Consider the following 15,336-nt stretch of genomic DNA (forward strand, 5'->3'; position numbering starts at 1 on the left):
GACTTTAGCACCAAATACAGCGTTCCGTTCTCATTGCTTGTCGCTGCTAGCGTATTCGGCGTCAATACACTCGTACCCACTCCGGACAATGTTGGTGCGGTTATGTCTGGGTTGGTGACGACTACGTCTGCGGATGCCGTAGATACGTTCCCTGCTGCATCGACCGCATAGACCACATACATGCCAGCCGTTAATCCTGTGGTCGGGATTGCCGCAGTGCTTGCTGCTGTCGCCGCTACGCTCGTTCCTCTGCTTCCGCTAACTTCAGCATCCAAGCTCGCTTTATTCGCTATCACAGCGGACTTTAGCACTAAATACAGCGTACCGCTTTCATTACTTGTCGCTGCTAGCGTATTCGGTGTCAATACACTCGTACCGACTCCGGATAACGTTGGTGCGGTTATGTCCGGGTTCGTCAGTGTCACGTCCGCAGATGCCGAAGATACATTCCCTGCTGCATCGACCGCATAGACCACATACGTGTTAGCCGTTAAGCCTGTAGTCGGGATTGCCGCAACGCTTGCTGCTGTCGCTGCTACGCTCGTTCCTCTGCTTCCGCTTACTTCCGCATCCAAGTTCACTTTATTCGTTATCACAGCGGACTTTAGCACCAAATACAGCGTTCCGCTTTCATTGCTTGTTGCCGCTAACGTGTTCGGCGTCAATACACTCGTACCCACTCCGGATAACGTTGGTGCGGTTATGTCTGGGTTGGTGACGGCTACGTCTGCGGATGCCGTAGATACATTTCCTACTGCATCGACCGCATAGACCACATATGTGCCAGCTGTTAATCCTGTAGTCGGGATTGCCGCAGCGCTTGCTGCTGTCGCTGCTACGCTCGTTCCTCTGCTTCCGCTAACTTCCGCATCCAAGCTCGTTTTATTCGTTATTGTTGCTGATTTTAGCACCAAATACAGTGTGCCGTTCTCATTACTTGTCGCCGCTAACGTGTTCGGTGTCAATACACTCGTACCCACTCCGGATAATGTTGGTGCGGTTATGTCGCTGGTTGAGCTAATATTGGAAACCGTTATATTATCGAAGTTTAAGTCCGTTTGTGCAGAGGTTGAATATCTCGATGTAATTGTAATTGAAGCTACGTTATCCACACTATATGGAACGCCGCCATTCAATATCGTACTTATTTGAGTAATTGAAGTAGTGAGGGCATAATCGGCAGGCAATGTTTTTGCTACCCCAATTTGCGTACCCGTAATATCTCTCAATACAACAGTAAATTCAGAAAGGGTACGTGTAGAGCTATATGAGCTAATCCCTAAGTCTTTGAAAGTGAAGGTTTGGTTCACAGCTCCTCCTTCTGCTTTCAATACTGTAGTTGCAACTCCTCCAAGAACCGAACTTGTATTATAGAGTTGTGTCCCTGAAACCGCTACAGCGTTGCTAACCCCCCACTTATTACCAAAAGATCTAAATCCTGCTCCTTTACTGTCTATATCACCTAAAGTTCCAGAAAAATCATAAGTACCATCCACTGTACCACTGCCTCCGGGTAAGGCGAATACATTCATTGTATTTACATTAAAAAAACTTACAAATAAGATTGTAAAAATGATTATTACTACGAAAGATTTTTTGAGTTTTTTCCGCATATTATTGCCTCCACTAAAATTCAAATAATAATCAGGTGTAATTTTAAAATAATTCTTAACTTTGAACATCCAAAACTTGAAAGAATATTAGCTTCACTATTAGTTCTACTTGTTTTGCATGACCACAGCCCCACTTCACAAGATAAGTTAAATTATCCTATCACCTCTGCAGCAAACATTAATAACATAAGACATTGTTAAATTAACATTCTTAAAACAGATAGTCGAAATATACATATAAGTTGAACTTAAGTTTTCGTTTTGGTCGCTGCGCGAGTAGATCATTCTTTAGTTCAACTTATATCGTTTTTTTATGATTCATAAACTTATTTCAGTAGACAAGAATGATTATTCGACAAATTTCTAGAAATTCCTTCAATTTTTTATCAATAAAAGCAAAAAAACTTCTTTCAAAGCATGCTTGCCGAGGACAACTTTAGCAATAAATTTCAATGCGGAAATTATAATGCTACTGGACAGTGAAAAGTACTTGTCGAAAAAAAAGCATAGAAAAACAACCCAATTCGGCGAATCTACGGTAGGTTTTATGGTTGAGGCTGATGCCATCATTTTGTTTTCAACTTTCCGAGCCAGGTTTAATGCACCTTGATCGATATATTTCATGTAATAGTGCGACAAAATAAATAAGGGCACCATGGAAACCATAAACGGAATGGCATTGGCAAAATTATAACTATCATGATGAATCATTTTACTTGCTGCCGGCACGTCTAGCCGAATGTGTCTTGCTTGAATGTCCTTGTAAACCACAGGTTACAAAGAGATTTATATTGACTAACTGGAATTTTTTATGTTATATTCACGCGAGTAAACGTGTCGAAATAGGTAAGGGAGATGGATATTTTGAGAATTATGTAAAAGAAATCTATTTTTAGGAGATTAAAATTAATTGTTCTAAGTTTATGTTTATTTCTACTTATTCTACCTACTACCGCATTAGGCAAATCAAACTTTGAAGGAGCAGAGAACATCGGATTAGGCGCTCAGCCTAATGCGGCTGCTGTTGGTGATTTTAATAAAGATGAACTACCTGATCTAGTAACAGCAAACTCGTATGAGAACCAGGTTTCAATTCTACTTAATGACCCTTCTGGTCTTTATCAGGAGAAATATTATCCGGTTGGTATTAAGCCCAGTGATGTAGCTGTTGGCGATCTGAATGGGGACAACATCGCAGATATTGTAACAGCTAACAGTGGGGATGGAGCTAGTGATATTCATTCTAGCACGGTTTCTGTACTGATAGGTCAAGCAGACGGGGAGTTTAAGTCCACAGTAAACTATAGTGTCTATATCGATAGCGTTGACTACAACACATTTACGCCTAGTTCAGTAACCATAGGGGATTTCAACAAAGATTCGTTTATGGATTTGGCTGTATCTAACCGTGACTCGCTTACAAATGAGCATCACATTGTTTTGTTACTTGGTGAAGCTCCACAATCGGATGGGACGCTTACATTTAGTGAGCCGATTCCGATTCGAGTAGGTTATGAGCCTAGTTCTATTACTGCGGGTGACATTAACGGGGATGGCAACTTAGATTTTATTATTACCCATAGCAGAGAAGGGAAAGTTTCTATTTTAACTAATAATGGGAACTTGACGTCGATGTTAACTACAGAATATCCAATAGGGAACAACCCAAGATCATCTGTTATTGGAGATATGAATGGGGATGGTCATGCGGATATTGTTGCGGTTACTACTGGAGAATCGGCTGGAATCTCTATTCTTCAAGGTGACGGACAAGGTTCATTTACATCTGCCGTTAAATTTAAGGCTGGCTGTCCAAATTCATACGTACCTGCTCTCGATGATCCATACTCGCTTGCTCTCGCAGATCTAGACGGTGATGGTGATCTTGATTTGGCTGTTGGTTGTTCGGAAGCAACTCAAGTATCCATTTTATTAAATAAAAGTGCTGGATCCGTGCTATCCTTACAAGCCGCAGATCGATATGCTGTACAAGGTTCTTACTCTCAGGTAGTTATTGCTGATTTCAATTCTGATCATACATTGGATGTAATCGCTACAAATTATGATGAGTTTAGTAATAATATTAATTTTTCCGCCATTCTACTAGGTAGAGGAGACGGAACGTTACTTGCATCCGTGAATTATGATGTTAGTGGCAATCAACCATCGTCAGTAACAAGTTTCGACTTTGACGGAGATGGGAATTTGGATATAGCAACGGCAAATTACAATTCTAATAATGTGTCCATCATGCGAGGTAATGGAAAAGGTCAGTTTGCAGCCGCCATTAATTATGTAGTTGGTAGTAAGCCTGTTCAACTTTTATCAGTTGACCTTAACCTCGATGGTAAACCAGATCTGGTCATTGCTAATTCTGGAGATAATACCATAACACAGTTACTAAACGATGGAACAGGATCTTTTATTAGCAAAAATTTTGTATCTAGCACCGCATCTGGTTCTAAAGCTAGAACAATTACAGTTGCTGATTTTAATGGAGACCATAATCCTGATCTAGCCGTAGCACATACAGGATCAAACCATCTAAGTGTGTTGCTTGGAGACGGCAATGGGGAATATCAGATGGTAGATCATCCCGTTGATAATCGAATTGCCTCACCCAATTCCATCGTTTCGGGTCATTTTAATGATGATGACAAGATCGATCTGGCTATAGCTAACAAGGGAACAAAGAAAGTATATATTTTGTATGGACAAGGGGATGGGACGTTTACCTCTGGTGACGAATATGGGGGCATCAACGAACCAAGCGCGCTCGCTACAGGTGATTTTAATCATGATGGATGGGCTGATATAGCGGTTGCTATTAATGGACCGTCAGAATATTCACTTCATATTCTCTTTGGTGATCAAACGGGGACATTTCGAGAGGAAACGATTTCTACATTTTCGAACCAGGTTTTTTCACTAGCAGTAGGTGATTTTAACGGTGATGAGAAGTTGGATATTGCAGTTCCTTCTTTATTACGGTCAATATCTGTATTTATCGGCGATGGCAATGGCAGTTTCGGCTTGGAAAATAGTTATAGCACCGATGTCATGCCTCGGTCGGTTGCGGCTGGCGATTTCAATAACGATGGTAAAGATGATCTAGCTACGGCAAACTACTATGCCGACAATGTCACGATTATCAAAAGCTTCGCTCCTAAAGTTACGGAAAGTGGACCACCACCTACTCAACCAGTTAACTCAAATCCAGATAACCCCATTATATTGAATGGTATAAAGCTAGATAAAATAGTGACGTTAAAAGAAGTTATTGTAGATGGACAATCGACGACGATTGTATCCCTTGATACTGAGAAATTGATTGCTGTACTGGAAGGTAAAAACAATCAAACACTCATTATTCCAGTAACTTCTAAATCAGATGTAATCCAGACAGAATTGAACGGCAAAATAATTAAATCATTGGAGAAGACAGATACCGTTATTAAAATTGACACCAATGATGCTAGTTATACCATCCAATCGAAACAGCTAATGATGGATCAAATCGCGTCTCAGTTTGGCAATAACGTAAAGCTAGAAGATATTAAGTTAAGCATTCGTATGGGAAAACCTTCTACTGAAAGTAAGAAGTTGCTTGATTCTGCCGCTGCAAACCAAAATGTGACTTTGGCTGCTTCAGCGATTAATTTTGAAATTATAGCTACAAATGGAGATCGTACCATTAAGGTTGATCAATTCGATCGTTATGTGTCACTTGAGATTGTATTGCCGAATTTAACCGATCCCACTCAAATAACAACTGGCGTTGTATTAAATGAAGATGGAACAATATCCCACATTCCAACAAATATCTTTACAAAAGACGGCAAACTACATGCCGTAATGAATAGCTTAACGAATAGTACCTATGCGATTATATGGAACTCGAAGAAATTCGCTGATGTGCAAGGACATTGGAGTCAAAATGATGTCAACAATATGGCTTCGCGCCTCATTGTTAATGGTGTTACAGCAACAACCTTTCAACCTGATCAAGATATCACTCGTGTAGAGTTTCTCGCGATTGTTGTTAGAGCATTGGGCTTGAAGTCAGTTGAGCAAATCAACTTGCCACAGGATGTGAAGTCAACAGATTGGTTTGCATCTGTTGTACAAACGGCTTTAACGTATCAACTTGTTCAAGGTTTTGAGGATCATACGTTCAGACCTTATCAGACGATTACAAGGCAAGAAGCCGCTGTCATCTTATCTAGAGCGATGGCGATCACTTCGCTTGCATCGACCGTGACGGATGCCGAAGCGAATGATGCATTAAGTTCGTTCGAGGACAGACAACAAGTTTCTGGTTGGGCGAAGCAAGCCGTAGCACTTATGGTCATTAACAATATTATGCAAGGCAACAATCAACAGCTTACAGCAGCAAGTCACCTAACGCGTGCACAAACTGCTGCCATTGTAACAAGATTCTTACAGGAAGCACAGTTGATTAATAAGTAATCACATATTGAGAACCACGGACTATCCCCTAGCTTTTAATGGGATGGCGAAACGCCTTCTGAAGACATTCAACTAACAAAGAGAAACTGCCCAAACCTGGCTGTGGCCGGGGATGGGCAGTTTCTCTTTGTTATAGCTGAAAACGGTTGATCTCATCTGCACGGGCAATCTCAAACGGGACAATTCCACACATCTCCTCTATAGAAGAGAAACACCGCCGTAAATCGACGGTTAAACCTTTAGCACTCTGATAGCGTTACTAAGGCATTTCGATAATAGTTTCATAATGATCTCTTCGAGAGGACGCGTAATTTCCGTACGTAGCCTACTCAGAGGAATCGGCATCAAATCAATATGGCTATACTAACGACTAGCGGGATCGAAACGCCGACCTCTTGCATGCCATGCAAGCGCTCTCCCACTTTGGTTGGTTTCACTACCAAATTTTCAGATAAATGTTCTTACTAGTCGTCCGAAATCAGGAGGGCGCTGCATATATTTTGAACTTCCAATATTACTTTCACCAGTTGTTTGAACTTGCCAAACCTCATTTATCGGTAGTCGTACAGAAACTGCTGCTTGTATTTCATTTCCACTTATTTGCAATACTTGTCGCTTATTGCGATCACGTAACGGTGTAAAAGCTGCAGACCCCCCATAGTACCCTGTGTTGCAGATTATTACGTTACACAAAAGCATTCTTTGCATCGTGTCTGCAATTGAAATGAAACCACTAACGTCCTTATTATAAGTAAGTACAAAAAGTGTTTGTATTTGACTTTGTAATATCGCTTGCACAGGTAGATTTAGAAAATCAAAACAGATGAGTATGGCGAAATTACCGAATTTATTACTTTTAAACATATATATACGATTCCCACTAACAAAATCATACCCATGATGTTCAAGATTTTTTTCTTCCTCTGGAGCAGGATTCAGTTTAGGGATAGTAATTACTGTCGCATTTCCACTTAAACTCTTATTATTATGATAAAGATTATCCGGAATAACGATAAAGGCTTCATTTCTTAGACGCAGATTACCCGTTGGAGAAGGATATTTATCTATACCATATTCCAGACCTCCCATTATAATACTCCCATAACGAATTGCTCTTTCCTTGATATGACTGAATAAATATCTACGCGGAAGAAAGAATTCAGGCAACATCACAAAGTTGGCTCCATCTTGATCCGAAATATGTAAAATAGAGTCAAGAACATCTAGTTGTAATTGCGGCTTTTTAAATTTAAATCCATTCAGATTATCAAGATTTTCCAGCAAATGACGTTCGTGCATTGATTGCCCTATCGTCACAGTTATTTTTTCAATTAGTTCCTCCTTCATACCACTACTCCTTCACTAACTTATCTATATCAATATATCGAATTTCACGTAAACCAGTATCACCTATAAAAAATCTCTTCTTTAATACAGCAAGATGCTCTTTTAAGCGTGTTAGATACTCTTGAACTTTCATAATTGGTTCTTTTTCTAATGGAAGTAGTGGAAGTTCGATCCCCATTTTTAAATTAAGATTATTGTAAAAAGGCTTTTGATAATTCATCGACCCAGTAATTATTTCAGCGAGTGCCGTTGAAGGAAACTCAGCTTGAGCAACTACATCAGATATTTTATTCCAACCCCTTAGTTTTGAAATCCCAGTTGACCGAGATCTGAATTTTCTTTTCGAAATTAGTCTCAGCATTAGCATTGATAAAGCATAATTGAGTAGGTATTCATCATCTACAAAATATGTATTTGTATAAGCCCATGCGTTTAGATAATACTCTGAATAAATTACATAATTTTCAGTGAATTCAAACTCAAACTCTCCTTGTCCATGCCTCCAATTTCTCCAGTCTTCAATCTTAACCGAAATACGGTTTAAACTTACTTTTGTCAATAACTCTGGCATATTGAATAAAAATTTAAAACGATCAAAATTGTTTTGATCATCCTTATTTTCTTCTATGTTTAGTGATAATGATGTTCCAATTTGTATAAGCAGAGAAGTTATTTCCACTTCAGTAAGTGGCAATAGTTCACTTGGCATTTTTTTTGTCTCTATCCGTTGAGGGACAATATTAATTATCTCCAACCAATCTTGGAGCGGGATATAAGAAGAGTGTACATTTTTTAAAAATGCTGAATTGTTTCCAATAATACTATTATTATTTATTAATTTCTTTTCAATCTCTTTTAAATTTGCTAGTCGGTTAGTTAAATACTTTCGAATGCGATACTCTTCAGGGATAGAACGTAGAGCTCTTAGAAAACGATCTGAAAACTTCAGATCTGTTTGACTAGCCCACAGAGTGACAGCTTGGTTCAGAATTTCAGTAACACCATTGAAGATAGGTACAATTCTTACTGATTCCTCATCATCTTGATGTAGTTCATTATCTTCATAAAAACTAGTCATTTGCAATTCCGATATTTCTAGCAGTCTGCGGAATCCAAATACAGTGATTTCACTTTCTCGTCCTTCCGAAATTTCAATCCAGACGCGTTCGTGGCCATTCAACTTCCACTTCCAAGTTTTTTGGACATTGGATAAATTTCTCCAAACCCACTTGATCCAACTTGCTTCATCTGATAACAGGGCATCATTTTGTCCTCTTAATCTGTTACGCTTCCATATTTGACTCATAATAGCTACAAGAACAGAATCGTTACCACACTCAATCTGTTGATTCATAAGATTAAACAAATTATAAGCACGATTCACACTTTGCATTTTACTTATCTTAAATAAATTCAAGTCAGTTTGAATCTTGCTATTTGTAAATAACCAATAAATTGCGTATTGTTCGTGCCAAGTTGGAGAATCATTGTCCTCATACCAGTTGGAAACCTGTTCAAAAATAATCTTTCTCATTCTTAAGCGGTTTTCATCAGTTAAATTCATCCAATTATCAGAAATCGCAAATAAAATATGTGTGCGTAAGTATCCTCCATAAAATCCTGGTAAAGTAACTTTGTCCGTTTTCTTTGCTGATTTAAACATTTCTGTAATGAAATTTTCAGTTCTATCATCAAACGGTAACTCCATTAGATGAAGTATATAACAATTTACAAGAGACATCTTATATGGATACTTCATATATGATCTCTTTAATGTCTCTGTAATGTTTTGACTCAACCCCATTTCACGGTCCTGAGCATCCTTAGCAGCTTTACGAATCCGCCAAGCCGCAAAAGATGACTTAGTATCACCTCTTATTTCTGCATCTGCAAATTCGGTATTGACTAGGTCCATCAACTCTGAGAGATATTTCTCAAGTTCGTCACCTCGCATTGCACGAACTTGTTGGTCACCAAGTTGTGAAAGTTTATCAATTAAAGCAGTGGAACTTGGGAGAGCATCATATTCCCCAATTTGCGGGCATTTTGTATCTTCTTTGAAGTATTGTTCGACCAATTCATTAGCTTGTATAATGGTTAAACTGCCCCTTTCCTTTATCAGACTCTTTACTAAGTCTTCTTTCAATTTGGGCTTCGTTTTATCTTCTGATAATTTGAGTCCAATAGAATCTATCAAATCTCTAATTTTTTTTATACCTTCAAAGATAACTTTTTCGTTGGTAGATATGATCATTATATCATCAGTGTAGCGTGTCAAAAACGTGGTACTACCTTCATCCGTTTTCTCTTTTAAGTAATCATCCATCGGATGGTCTAACCACTTTGTTAACACACAGTTTGCCAGAAATCCAGAAGCAATCAAACCTGTCGGTAATGTTTCAATAGATAGATTTCTATTAATTTCTTCAAATCCAATACTTTTAAACTCATCCTCAAGTAAATAACTTAAATCAGAACGTATATTGCATATACTTTCAAGTAACTTAGTCCATTTTTTACATATATCGTGATCTATTAAGCCTAAGTTACTCAATTCGTTTAAGCGATCTTTTAAAACTTCCTCAACTATATTCATTTTTAAACTTGGATAAAATTTTGTAATATCCGCTTGTCCATAAAATGCAATTGGAGATTTCTTAAGTACTTGTTCAAAATACTCCTCCTGTTTTTTTCTTTGTAAACGAAGACTTCTTTGAAAACTCTCATAAAGGTCGTTATGTGTGTAGTTAATCATAAACCTTTGAAATTCGTAAGAATTTTCTTCATTTGATGGGTAATATTTTCGTCGCAAACGATTATTACAGCTCCAATCGACCATCCATTGCAAGTCTAAACCATCAGGAACGTAATCATCTTTCATTAAACTGTAATCATTTGTGTCAAAGTATTCACCTATAGTCAAAACAACAGTAGCCCATACTACTTGATCTCGAAATGTTATTTTTGACATAGGTCGGAGCTTTAATTCGTTATCTTTAACCCCTTTTGGAAATCCGTAGATAACAGGTGGTGTTATTTCGTAAAATAATGAACTAACTTCTTCTTGAAGGTCCGATAGATTTTTTTCTAGTTCAAGTTCAAACTCTTTTATTTCAATAGGGTCATAAAATCCCTGTTGTTTTACAAAGCTTCTAGCCTTTTTCCAGCCAAAATAATAATAGTGTAATGGAATTTCAGTAGGAGAATATAATATGCTACTCATGTCATGCCACCTTTTGTACTATGTAGTTTATTTTCTATATTGTATCATTAAATAGAATTTACTTGTAAAGAGCTCTTTTGACAACTATATTATGAATTATTTGGATCTATAATTATCATCCATTTGATGTGTAATATAAATAGCTACTGCTTGAACACTTGCTTATCCATCTTGGAATGCCTGTACGTTAATTTTAAGTCTAACAAAACTAATTTACAGTTTCAGACACCGTTCTTCTACATTAGAAAGTTTTTCTTCGAAAAAAAACTACGATGGCACAATTATATAACAGGATTTCCCTATCTTTTGTTGAAGGTATAGGGGACAAAGAATTGATCAGGAGTGGTCCCTCATGCTATCCAAAAATAGACTCGGTATTGCACCGAAAGTATAATTCAGACCCGAAATGCAACACTACCCGCATTGTGGATTCAAGCTTAAACGTTCCCATAACGCATGGAAAAAGAAAATTTCAACGCTAACGGGAGTCATTCATGCATGGAGCATGGCTTACGCATGCCCTAATGAAAGCTGTTCACACGCTGGCGTTGCCTACAAATCAGCAGAAGCGGAAGCGCTCTGCATGAAACATTCTTCTTATGGATACGACGTGCTCTGCCTCGTTGGCGATTTGCGTTTCAAGCAACATCGTACGCGCAAAGAAATTGCAGATGCGCTGAATGCACGTGGTGTTGTGACCAACGAACGATATGCACAAACATTATATGAGCGTTACCAGACCCTGTTGGCAGCCAGCCTCGACGATCATGTCAGACAGAGCTTAGCGGAGACTGCAGCTGAAAATGGGGGCATTATCCTGTCCATGGACGGTGTCCAACCTGAGAAGGGAAATGAGATGCTATATGTCATTCGCGAAGTCTTTAGCGGTACGATTCTCGCGGCTCAAAACATGAAGAGCGGAGCTGCGGCCGAACTGCGTACCCTCATCGATCCCATTATTGAAATGGGGTACCCCATCGTAGGCATTGTCAGCGACGGGCAGGTCTCCATCCGGAAAGCTTTCGAATCACTGCTGCCGGATGTGCCGTATCAATACTGCCAGTATCACTATCTGAAGGACATCGCCAAGCCAATCGTAGATGCTGATCGAAAACTCAAAATGGAATTGAAAAAGAGCATGCGCGGATTGCGGGATGTGGAACGGAAAATCGAGCAGGCCGAGAAAAAAGAGACGGAAGCCGCAAAGGCAAACGACCATGGGACACCTGATTGTTCAGGAGCAGCGGCGGAACAAACCGCGCCCTCAGAAGCACAGGTGGCGAAGGGTTACGTTGCCGCTGTCCGTGCCTTGTTACTGGAAGACGGCGAACCGCCACTCGAATTACCCGGTATGTTGATCTACGAACGAGCTCAGGCCATACAAGCATCGCTTGCGCGATGCTTGACTAAAAAAAGAGCCTCATCTACTTCAAGATATATTCAGAATTTTCAGTAAACTCACTGAACAAGCCTCAAGATATGCAGCCGTAGCCCGTTGGGCGAGGCCGATTGTCCATATAGCGGCAGCACTAGAACCGGCCGAGGATAAGACGAGCGAAACCGTGGAATGGGAAATGAGCCAAGTGCTGAACTGGCTCAAACAGACGTATACGGAAGAGGATGATTCCGTCATGCTCCACAATATAACAAACTATTCCCGCGGATTCTGGAAAGGGTTGTTTACCTGTTACAATCATTATTTCATCCCGCGAACTAACAATGATCTGGAACAATTTTTTCGCCGAACGAAAGCTTGTCACCGTCGGATTACGGGGCTTCGAAATTGGAATCGCTACATCATTCGAAACGGAGAAATGATTGTACTTGTGGACGATGCACTTCGTCAAAAACACCTCATCGCCCGTCTGAGAACCGTGAGCTATGAAACCTATACGCAGTGCAAAGCGCGATGGAGTGAACGCTTATCCGAAGGCGTTCAGCGTAGACGCTTTAATCGTAATCCACTCATTTTTCTACAACAATTGGAAGAGCTTTGGGATCAAACTGTGACTGTTTGTTGATTGTGCCGTCGTAGAAAAAAAAACTTTGATTGACGTTTTTAAAATTTGTTTTGTTTGGTGGAGCCTAGGGAATTACTCGATGTGGACTTGGACTCTTAGCGTTAAATTCAGACACCGTGCTCCTCCAATTTTTTTATTCCTTCGAGTGCAAATCACATTATGTTAGCGTAGACTGAACTCAGCATTTCGAAATTATGTTTGAACTGTCATTGAAGCTATTTCATTGCTGTAATGCACAGCATAAATTTCCGATGTCGTTGCTCCTATGCTAATGCTCCATGCAGAAGGTCTGCCCCTTCCTGGACTTCACTAAACAATAAAAAAACCACTTCAGAAGAAGTGGTTAAAACGAATGGTTTGGTGGAGACTAGCGGGATCGAACCGCTGACCTCTTGCATGCCATGCAAGCGCTCTCCCAGCTGAGCTAAGCCCCCAGAATCAATCTAATGCTGGTATTCATCTTCTGAGCAGTTAAGCATTTACTCTTATATGCTCCAAATAACGACAAGATTGAGTTTAGCACAGGGTGGCTAGATTTGTCAATCCTTATCTATCATGCCGTTAAGCGGGTGTTTGGAGAGCAGGCTGTTAAGCTCCTTCATGAACATATCGATGTCCTTGAACTGACGATATACAGACGCGAAGCGGACGTAAGCGACCTCATCGACGGGATAGAGCTCATTCATGACGATTGAGCCGATATCGCTGCTGTCCACCTCGGCATGGGCCGTTGTGCGCAGCTCCTTCTCTACCTCGGAAACAATAACCTCCAGTCGCTCTACTGGCACTGGGCGCTTCTCACAGGCGCGAATCAGTCCACGCAAAATCTTATCGCGGCTGAATTCTTCGCGGCTTCCGTCTTTTTTGATCACAATTAGAGGCGTTTCTTCAATCATTTCGAAGGTCGTGAAGCGACGGCTGCACTTCTCGCATTCACGGCGGCGACGAATTGATTTGTTTTCATTGGCGGGCCTGGAATCCAACACTTTGGTTCCGGCATAGTCGCAATATGGGCATTTCATGCTGCGTTGCGCCTCCTTTCTTCATTGCAAAAGCCTTTGAAAACGGCTCTTCTCAAATAAATTTGAATTTCCATGTAATTCCTGTAATGAAGTTTTGATTTTTGCACATAATACTTTTACCAACCGCAAGGAGGTGAACATACATGAGCGCATCCCGCAGCAGTAACCAATTGGTAGTGCCACAAGCGACAGCTGCCCTTGATCAATTGAAATACGAAGTTGCTCAAGAGCTAGGCATCGCGATTCCGCAAGACGGATACTACGGCAACATGGCTACAAAAGACGCAGGCTCGATCGGTGGATACATCACTCGTCGCCTGGTGCAAATTGCCGAGCAATCCCTTGCTGGTCAATACAAATAATGCTTTATTAATTGTTGTATGAATAACGGAAGCCTTGGAAGCCCGCCCATGAAGCGGCGGGCTTCCAAGGCTTCATTGTATTTTCGCATTTGGTGTAGTTCCGTATTTAAAAGCTGGGATATAAATCCTTGTACTTATTATAATAATAGAACACCCGCTGTACATAATGTCTGGTCTCGCCAAATGGAATCTGTTGTACAGTATCTATTGTACCGTCCCATACTCCCGAGTCAAGCCACTTCCGAACATTACCTGGACCGGCATTGTAAGCCGCTACGGCTGCGATCTTATTTTGATCGAATTGCTGATCCAAAGACTTTAAGTACCAAGCCCCTACCTCAATGCTCACATCAGCCCGATGCCGAAGCATGTCCTCTGTTACTTCAGCAAAACCAGCCTTCTGAACAACCCAATTGGCTGTATCCGGCATAATTTGCATCAGTCCCAGCGCACCCTTCTTGGAATCCTTACCTGTTTGATAATTGGTTTCACTACGAATGATCGCTGCAACCAAGTGCGGCTCTACACCGTAATTTGCAGCACTTGCGCGAATATCTTCCTTGTAATGCACGGGATACATCCACTCCGCAAGCCAATCAGACTTTAGAAACAAAATCGTGATCAGCGCCAACAGCAGCACAAGCAGCACTCTTTTCTTCAGCAGCACTCTCATGGCAATCTCTGGCTCTTCCAAAATTCGTTGATCTGCCGCTCTGTTTCATCTAGCGTTCCGCTGTTGTCGATGACCCATTCTGCCTTCTGCCGTTTCAGCTCAATATCCATTTGCAGCGCTACACGCCGCTTCGCTTCTTCTTCCGTATACAGATTGCGTGCCATTAATCGTGCAATTTGAACCGCAGCAGGTGCATACACCACCATAATGCCTTCATATAAATGCGCCTGATTGGTTTCATACAACAAGGGGACATCTGCAATGACAAGACGATTGGGGTATTGCTCGGCATACTTATGTATCCGCTCCTGCATGCTGGTACGAATCGCCGGATGGGTAATGGCCTCAAGCTGCGCTAGTGAACCTTTATCGCGAAATACGATATCGCCAAGTGCCTTCCGATTAAGCGAGCCATCCGTTTCGAGTACGGCTTGTCCGAACGTAGAGGCAATTGCCTCTAATGCTGGTTCACCTAGTTGAACGACTTCCCTTGCGACTTGATCGGCATCGACCAGCAGCGCACCGCGTTCTAAGAGTAAGTTTGCGATTGTGCTTTTACCGCTGGCAATACCGCCGGTTAATCCGATTTTCATCCATTTCACCTC

At 40.8% G+C, this 15,336-nt stretch carries 10 protein-coding genes, 1 tRNA gene and 2 pseudogenes; 5 read left to right on the forward strand and 8 right to left on the reverse strand.

Features of this window, described 5'->3' with window-relative positions:
- Both E0496_RS03460 and E0496_RS36085 read right to left on the reverse strand, forming a co-directional pair.
- A pseudogene (locus tag E0496_RS03460) lies at window positions 1–1,331 on the reverse strand (hypothetical protein); the annotation flags it as partial.
- 657 nt (window positions 1,332–1,988) lie between these two features.
- A complete protein-coding gene (locus E0496_RS36085) occupies window positions 1,989–2,324 on the reverse strand; it encodes a hypothetical protein (RefSeq protein ID WP_206669702.1) in 336 nt (111 codons plus the stop codon).
- Between the two features lie 279 nt (window positions 2,325–2,603).
- Between E0496_RS36085 and E0496_RS37120 the strand changes: the two are divergent.
- Both E0496_RS37120 and E0496_RS03470 read left to right on the forward strand, forming a co-directional pair.
- Window positions 2,604–2,807 (forward strand): annotated as a pseudogene (locus E0496_RS37120) (FG-GAP repeat domain-containing protein); the annotation flags it as partial.
- A 192-nt stretch (window positions 2,808–2,999) separates the two neighbouring features.
- A complete protein-coding gene (locus E0496_RS03470; RefSeq protein ID WP_141500292.1) occupies window positions 3,000–6,083 on the forward strand; it encodes an FG-GAP-like repeat-containing protein in 3,084 nt (1,027 codons plus the stop codon).
- A gap of 447 nt (window positions 6,084–6,530) precedes the next feature.
- Here E0496_RS03470 and E0496_RS03475 read toward each other — a convergent pair whose 3' ends face one another.
- Together E0496_RS03475 and E0496_RS03480 are read right to left on the reverse strand one after the other, a co-directional pair.
- Complete coding sequence (locus tag E0496_RS03475; protein ID WP_141500293.1) at window positions 6,531–7,430, reverse strand: carbon-nitrogen hydrolase family protein; 900 nt, start codon at window positions 7,428–7,430, stop codon at window positions 6,531–6,533.
- A 4-nt stretch (window positions 7,431–7,434) separates the two neighbouring features.
- Window positions 7,435–10,653 (reverse strand): reverse transcriptase domain-containing protein, encoded by a 3,219-nt coding sequence (locus tag E0496_RS03480; protein WP_141500294.1) that lies wholly within the window; start codon window positions 10,651–10,653, stop codon window positions 7,435–7,437.
- Between the two features lie 406 nt (window positions 10,654–11,059).
- Between E0496_RS03480 and E0496_RS03485 the strand changes: the two genes are divergently transcribed.
- A complete protein-coding gene (locus tag E0496_RS03485; RefSeq protein ID WP_241674552.1) occupies window positions 11,060–12,109 on the forward strand; it encodes a transposase in 1,050 nt (349 codons plus the stop codon).
- A gap of 118 nt (window positions 12,110–12,227) precedes the next feature.
- Entirely contained in the window at window positions 12,228–12,674 is a 447-nt protein-coding gene (locus E0496_RS03490; protein ID WP_206669703.1) for a hypothetical protein, read from the forward strand.
- 358 nt (window positions 12,675–13,032) lie between these two features.
- Here E0496_RS03490 and E0496_RS03495 read toward each other — a convergent pair.
- Together E0496_RS03495 and nrdR are read right to left on the reverse strand one after the other, a co-directional pair.
- Window positions 13,033–13,108: transfer RNA gene (locus E0496_RS03495), tRNA-Ala, on the reverse strand.
- A 105-nt stretch (window positions 13,109–13,213) separates the two neighbouring features.
- Window positions 13,214–13,696 carry a transcriptional regulator NrdR gene (gene nrdR / locus E0496_RS03500; RefSeq protein ID WP_139995307.1) on the reverse strand — a complete coding sequence of 161 codons (483 nt, stop codon included), beginning with the start codon at window positions 13,694–13,696 and terminating at the stop codon, window positions 13,214–13,216.
- A 143-nt stretch (window positions 13,697–13,839) separates the two neighbouring features.
- Between nrdR and E0496_RS03505 the strand changes: the two genes are divergently transcribed.
- Complete coding sequence (locus E0496_RS03505; RefSeq protein WP_141500296.1) at window positions 13,840–14,058, forward strand: alpha/beta-type small acid-soluble spore protein; 219 nt, start codon at window positions 13,840–13,842, stop codon at window positions 14,056–14,058.
- Between the two features lie 106 nt (window positions 14,059–14,164).
- Here the strand turns inward: E0496_RS03505 and E0496_RS03510 are convergent, their stop codons facing one another.
- Entirely contained in the window at window positions 14,165–14,731 is a 567-nt protein-coding gene (locus tag E0496_RS03510; RefSeq protein WP_141500411.1) for a lytic transglycosylase domain-containing protein, read from the reverse strand.
- On the reverse strand, window positions 14,728–15,324 hold the full coding sequence (coaE, locus tag E0496_RS03515) for a dephospho-CoA kinase (protein ID WP_141500297.1): 597 nt from the start codon (window positions 15,322–15,324) through the stop codon (window positions 14,728–14,730). The genes E0496_RS03510 and coaE overlap by 4 nt, the downstream gene beginning before the upstream one ends.
- Window positions 15,325–15,336: the final 12 nt, after the last annotated feature.

The organism is Paenibacillus luteus (assembly GCF_006542765.1).
Taxonomy (GTDB): Bacteria; Bacillota; Bacilli; order Paenibacillales; family Paenibacillaceae; genus Pristimantibacillus; species Pristimantibacillus luteus.

Coding starts and splice junctions, on each gene's coding strand:
- E0496_RS36085 (WP_206669702.1), bottom strand. CDS start 2,324: ATGATTCATCATGATAGTTATAATTTTGCCAATGCCATTCCGTTTATG.
- E0496_RS03470 (WP_141500292.1), top strand. CDS start 3,000: ATGGATTTGGCTGTATCTAACCGTGACTCGCTTACAAATGAGCATCAC.
- E0496_RS03475 (WP_141500293.1), bottom strand. CDS start 7,430: ATGAAGGAGGAACTAATTGAAAAAATAACTGTGACGATAGGGCAATCA.
- E0496_RS03480 (WP_141500294.1), bottom strand. CDS start 10,653: ATGAGTAGCATATTATATTCTCCTACTGAAATTCCATTACACTATTAT.
- E0496_RS03485 (WP_241674552.1), top strand. CDS start 11,060: ATGCAACACTACCCGCATTGTGGATTCAAGCTTAAACGTTCCCATAAC.
- E0496_RS03490 (WP_206669703.1), top strand. CDS start 12,228: ATGAGCCAAGTGCTGAACTGGCTCAAACAGACGTATACGGAAGAGGAT.
- nrdR (WP_139995307.1), bottom strand. CDS start 13,696: ATGAAATGCCCATATTGCGACTATGCCGGAACCAAAGTGTTGGATTCC.
- E0496_RS03505 (WP_141500296.1), top strand. CDS start 13,840: ATGAGCGCATCCCGCAGCAGTAACCAATTGGTAGTGCCACAAGCGACA.
- E0496_RS03510 (WP_141500411.1), bottom strand. CDS start 14,731: ATGAGAGTGCTGCTGAAGAAAAGAGTGCTGCTTGTGCTGCTGTTGGCG.
- coaE (WP_141500297.1), bottom strand. CDS start 15,324: ATGAAAATCGGATTAACCGGCGGTATTGCCAGCGGTAAAAGCACAATC.